This is a genomic window from Pseudoalteromonas sp. SR45-5 (assembly GCF_014163565.1).
Lineage (GTDB): Bacteria > Pseudomonadota > Gammaproteobacteria > Enterobacterales > Alteromonadaceae > Pseudoalteromonas > Pseudoalteromonas distincta.
Map to the genome: position 1 here is coordinate 1 of NZ_JACJDN010000216.1, position 6,061 is coordinate 6,061.

Below are 6,061 nucleotides of genomic sequence, written 5' to 3' on the forward strand. Positions count from 1 at the left end.
AGCTTGCGGTAACCATCAAGTAGCGCCGCATGCTTTTTAAAGCCTTCAAGCGATAAACCAGGGAAAGTTAAACCGTTAAACTGCTTTTTACCTTCGGCAATTTCTATAGCCAGCGCTACATTATTAGCACCAAACATTAAGCCTAGTGCATCTTGGTAATCTGCGTATTCGCGCTCGTCATCGTATTTAATTTCAAGAACTGCTTTTAAACAGCGGAAGTGGCGCATTGCCTCTTCGTTTACTTGGCCTGTATGAAGTATCCAGTCAACCCAATCAATGGCTTCTTCGCTGCCTGCAGCTAAACATAGGTGTGCTTTAAGCTCACCTATACGCAGTGTGTGCCATGGTGTGTCGGCATCGGTTGCAAGGCCAATAAATTCTGCGGCGCGGATAATATCGCTGTGGCCTGCTTCTTCTAGGCTGTCGTAAATTTCCATCCATTGCTCTGCATCGTACTGATCAAGCGATAGGAATGTTTCGCGAAATTTTGCGCCTTCGTTGTTGTTACGCCAAATAAGCTCATCAACAGGGTAAATGTCAGACATGCCAGGTACTAAAATACGACACGCGTATACGTTTAGGTGCGTGTAATCCATGATGTAGATATCATGATCCATGCTATGAATTAGATCAGTACAGAAGTTATATTCTTCTTCAGTTGTTCCGCTAAAGTCCCAGTGTACAAATTCAAAATCAGGTTTTGCACGGAAAAAATCATGCGAAATCAAACCGCTTGAATCAATAAAGTGCAGTTCAATGTTCTCTGGTGTTGCTACTTCGTCGTTATCAAATGTTGCAGGTTGGAATACATCTAGCTGATCAAGACGACGACCTTGTAGTAACTCAGTCACGGTACGTTCAAGCGCAACTTCAAATGATGGGTGAGCACCAAAAGAAGCAAATACAGAACCATCTGTTGGGTTAATAAGCGTTACGCTCATTACAGGGTATTTACCCCCAAGTGACGCATCGGCAATACGTAAATGAAAGCCATGGCTGCGAAGCTCTTCACACGCTTCGTGAATTTTAGGGTATTGCTTAACAACGTCTTCAGGCACGATTGGTAAACAAATACCTTCGGCGATGATACGGTTTTTAATAGCACGTTCAAATACTTCTGATAAACCTTGTACGCGAGCTTCAAACTTGGTGTTACCTGCGCTCATACCGTTAGATACAAAAATATTACCGATAACGTTTACCGGAATGTATACGTCTTGGTTATCGCGTTGGCGTGTGTATGGCAGGGTACAAATACCACGATCGATATTGCCTGAGTTAAAATCAAAAAGGTGTGATGCGTTTAGTTCGCGCTCTGGGTCAAAGTAATCCCATAAGCTTTCATCCATAATGCCCTCTGGCACTTCATCGCCTTCAACTTTAAACCATTTTTCGCTTGGGTAATGAGTAAACTCGCCATTAGCAAATTCTTCACCTAGATAAAAGTCTGCAAAAAAGTAGTTACAGCTTAAGCGTTCAAAGTATTCACCGAGTGCTGAAGCAATAGATGCTTTGTCGGTTGCGCCTTTACCATTGGTAAACATAACACCGCAGTCGCTGTCTTTTATATGAACCGAATAACAGTTAGCTACAGGGTTAAGCCAAAGCGCTTCTTCAACATTAATGTTTAGGGCTTTAAGCTTGTTTTGCATGGTAGAGATTGACGATTCTAGGTCGCGGTCTTTACCTTTGATAAATGTTTTTTCAGTCATATTGATCTCAACTAGTTCTGCACGATGTGTGGAGCTGACATTATCGTGGATTTTGATGTTTATTTCACCCTTTGCGAGCAAGAACATTATTATTTAATAAAACTGTGGTTATTATATGTGCTTAACGCTTGGTCAAAACGTGCAAAGGAAACGGTGATGTTTAAAGTAATCAAACGCTTGTTGTTATTAATTGTGATATTAGGGCTGGCAAGTACCGCTGTTGTTTATGGGGTACTTAGTTTAAGTTTACCCGCCCTTGATGGAAACGGACGCAGTAACGCGGTAGCAGAGCCTGTAAAAATTTCGCGAGATGCATTAGGGCAAGCAGTAATAAACGCCAATAGCCGAAACGACGCCGCCTACGGTTTAGGTTATGCGCATGGGCAAGACCGATTTTTTCAAATGGATTTACTAAGGCGTAATGCCGCAGGTGAGTTAAGTGAATTATTTGGCCAAGCAGCGTTGGGGCTCGATAAAAAAATGCGTTTTCATCAATTACGTAAACGCAGCCAAATTATTTTACAAACCCTGCCTGAGACCGATAAGCAATTACTTAAAAGTTACGCTCAAGGTGTAAACGAAGGCTTAGCGCAAGTAGGGTATTCAAGCTTTGAATATTTACTAACCGGTGCAGCGCAAAAGCCATGGCTAAGTGAAGACAGCCTACTTGTGATATTTAGCATGTACCTTGATTTACAAAGCGCCACATTTGAGCGCGACCAAGCACTTATTCAAATTGAGCAAGCGTACACAAAGCAAATGGTTGATTTTTTAACGCAACCGAGTAAGTACCAAGCCGCGCTTGATGGCAGCAAATTAGCGCCTTATAGCGACGGCATACCTACCTTTCCAACTCAAACAAAGCATATAGTTAAAAGTATTGAAGCCAACCAAGAGCGCGGCAGTAATAACTGGGCTGTTACAGGGGCGCTTACTAAAACAGGGGGTGGTATGGTGTCGGATGATATGCATTTATCGATGGCAGTACCTGTAATTTGGTACAGGGCACAATTAAATTACATGCACAGTGGTGAGCAGACTCAGGTAACCGGTGTATCGCTGCCCGGCGCACCTGCCATTGTTGTTGGCACTAACAACAATGTTGCATGGGGATTTACTAACGGTTATTTAGATACAGCCGATTGGATTGCATTAAACGATGATAGTAAAACATGGCAAGTAGATGAACCTATTGCATTACCCGATGGGGAGGTTGAAAACTATTCATTAATACTCAGTGAATACGGACCTGTAAAATATATTAACGAAAAACCTTATGCGTTGAGCTGGGCTGCCCATCAGCCTTATGCCGTTAATATGCAGTTATTAAAATTAGAGCAAGCCAAAACGGTAGATGATGCACTTGCTGTAGCAAGCGATGTAGGCATTCCGGTGCAAAACCTTATGGTGGTAGACAGCCTTGGTAGCGCAGCGTGGAAAAACATGGGCGGTATACCGGCTCGTAAAACGCCAAGTGAGCTTGGCGTAAATGTCGATGACTACTCAGCGCTTTGGCAGCAAAATGAATTACAACGCCCTTTTATTAAAAACCCGCAAAACGGTCGATTATGGACTGGTAATTCTCGCGTGGTATCGGCTGAGGATGACGCGCGTTTTGGTAATGGTGGCTATGCACTCGGCGCACGTTCGAGTCAAATTCGCGATAGATTATTTGAAAAACAAGCATTTGCTGAGAGCGACTTTTACGCATTACAACTTGATAACCAAGCTCGCTTTTTAATGCCTTGGCATGCTCTGCTATTAAAGCAATTAAAAGCCGAAACAACTAAAAATCAGCAATATATAACAGCGCTTGAAAACTGGCAGCAATGTGCGTGTTCAACCTCCATAGGGTATACCTTAGTTAAGCGCTACCGCGATGAAGTGATTAATATTTTATTTAGCAGTATGGAAGATGAATTAAATAAACAACAAGGCACACTTAAATACGTAAAACGAGATTTAGAGCCCGCTGTTTGGCAGCTTATAAACAACAGGCCCGACACATGGATAAACCCACAATTTAAAAGCTGGGATGAGCAGTTACAAGGAGCATTTAGCCAAACTATTACTAAGCTTACAGAACAATTTGGTAATAACGTACAAAACTGGCAGTGGGGCAAGGTAAATGAGTTAGTGATAGAGCATCCGTTTGCAAAGCAAATGCCGTTACTTGCTAAGTTATTAAATATGCCCACAGCAGCGGGTTTTGGTGATAGTTATATGCCCGCCGTACAAGGGCGTAGTTTTGGCGCATCGCAGCGTTTTATTGCTCAACCTGGGCATTTAGAACATGCAATTATGGCTATTCCGGGTGGGCAATCGGGGCACCCTCTTTCTGAATTTTACAGAGCGGGGTTTAGTGATTACGTTGAAGGTAAGCATACACCTTTATTGCCTCAAGAATTAATACATCAAATAGTAATAAAGCCGACACGATGAACTAAAGTATAGCTAAACACGTTCTATATAATTACCAATAAAACAACAGAGAACTAAAATGAAAAAAATACTACCCGCATTAATAACAGGTTTATTACTAAGCACTACAGCGCAAGCAGATGATGGCCCAGTAACAGCACAAAAGCTAAGTGAGCATGTATACGTACTATTTGGGCAAGGCGGTAATATTGCAGCAAGTGTAGGTGATGATGGCATTTATATTATTGATGATCAGTTTGCCAAGCTCTCAGATGATATTAAAAAAACCATTAGCGATTTAAAACCAGGCAGTGCAGAGTTTGTCATTAATACTCACCATCATGGCGATCATACCGGTGGCAACGAGAACTTTGCCAAAGCGGGTGCGCATGTTATAGCGCACGACAATGTACACAAACGTTTAGAAGAGCAGCACGGGGAGGGGTCAGACTTTTTACCGCGCATTAGTTTTGGTCATGACTTAAAACTACATTTTAATAACGAACACGCCCATGTAGTGCATTACGAACATGCACACACCGATGGCGATTCGGTTATCTTTTTTAGTAACGACAACATAGTGCACATGGGCGACATTTACTTTAATTTTGGCAGCTTACCGTTTGTTGATGTAGATAGCGGCGGCAGCGTTGATGGTATTTTAGCGGCAGTAAACGATGTAGTTAATCAAATTGACAACAACACTAAAGTAATACCAGGACACGGCAAGGTAAGTGACCGTTCAGGACTGATAGCGTATGGTAAGCTAGTTCAAAACGCGAAAGACGTAATGCTAAAAGCAATGCAAAATAATGCAAGCTTAGAGCAAGTACTTAAAGCCGATCCATTGGCTGAGCTGAATCTTGAATACGCAGGCTGGTTACCAAAAGAGAAAGTAACCACACTTTTTTATCGTAGCTTAAAGTAGTACGCGTAACGTAAAAAACATGATACAAAGCTGAGTGTACTTTAACGTACATTCGGCTTTTATTTTCTTATGCCCAAAGGAGTTGTGTATGTCGGCAGAAAAAACCCATCTTGAAATTTGTAACTTAACCAGAGAGCAATATCCGCAAATTAAAACCTTGATGGATCAAGCGTATCCCGACTTAGGCGGTGCGTGGCCAAGTCATACCATTTTTAGATTAATAGACCAGTTTCCTGAAGGGCAAATAGGTATTGTGGATGACGGCGTGCTGGTGGGCTTAGCATTAAGCGTGCAGGTTGATTACACGCGTTTTTCAAACCCGCATACATACGAAGATATTGCAGACGGTCACGACCGTGTATTTAGCGATACCGACGGCGATGCGCTATACGGCTTAGATGTTGCTATTAGCGAAAGTCACAGAGGCATGCGTTTAGGTCGTCGCCTTTATGATGCCCGTAAAGAATTGTGCCGCCAATATAACTTACGCGCTATTTTAGCAGGTGGGCGTATTCCGCGTTATTACAATCACAGCAGTGAAATGACGCCAATGGAATACATTGCAAAAGTAGATCAAAAAGAATTATACGATCCTATTTTAAGTTTTCAGTTATCTAACGATTTTCAGGTAAAACGATTACTTAAAAAGTATTTACCGGAGGATCAAGAGTCCGTTGGTTACGCCACTCTACTTGAGTGGAATAACATTATGTATGAGCCAACCGACACGGTACTTGAGTCAACTAAATCGATAGTGCGCGTAGGTGCTGTGCAATGGCAAATGCGTTGTGTTGAATCGGTTGAAGAAATGCTAAAGCAGGTTGAATACTTTGTAGATACCGTATCTGACTACAAAAGTGACTTTATACTATTCCCTGAGTTTTTTAATGCGCCACTAATGGGGCTAGGAAATCAAAGTAATCAAACAGAAGCGATTCGCTATTTAGCGGAATACACCGAGACATTTAAAAACGCCATGTCGCGTATGGCAATAGAATAC

Annotated in this window: 4 protein-coding genes; 3 read left to right on the forward strand and 1 reads right to left on the reverse strand. The window is 42.1% G+C overall.

Annotated features, from left to right (window positions below):
• The coding region (ycaO, locus tag H5072_RS09775; RefSeq protein WP_182693413.1) for a 30S ribosomal protein S12 methylthiotransferase accessory factor YcaO at positions 1–1,712 on the reverse strand (1,712 nt) is incomplete at its 3' end.
• Between the two features lie 156 nt (positions 1,713–1,868).
• On the opposite strand from ycaO, the gene H5072_RS09780 reads away from it, so the two are divergent.
• The 3 genes from H5072_RS09780 to H5072_RS09790 all read left to right on the forward strand — a co-directional run.
• On the forward strand, positions 1,869–4,154 hold the full coding sequence (locus H5072_RS09780) for a penicillin acylase family protein (protein WP_182693414.1): 2,286 nt from the start codon (positions 1,869–1,871) through the stop codon (positions 4,152–4,154).
• A gap of 58 nt (positions 4,155–4,212) precedes the next feature.
• Entirely contained in the window at positions 4,213–5,061 is an 849-nt protein-coding gene (locus tag H5072_RS09785) for an MBL fold metallo-hydrolase (RefSeq protein WP_182693415.1), read from the forward strand.
• Positions 5,062–5,149: 88 nt separating this feature from the next.
• On the forward strand, positions 5,150–6,061 hold a 912-nt coding region (locus tag H5072_RS09790), incomplete at its 3' end, for a GNAT family N-acetyltransferase (RefSeq protein WP_182693416.1).

Coding starts and splice junctions, on each gene's coding strand:
- H5072_RS09785 (WP_182693415.1), top strand. CDS start 4,213: ATGAAAAAAATACTACCCGCATTAATAACAGGTTTATTACTAAGCACT.
- H5072_RS09780 (WP_182693414.1), top strand. CDS start 1,869: ATGTTTAAAGTAATCAAACGCTTGTTGTTATTAATTGTGATATTAGGG.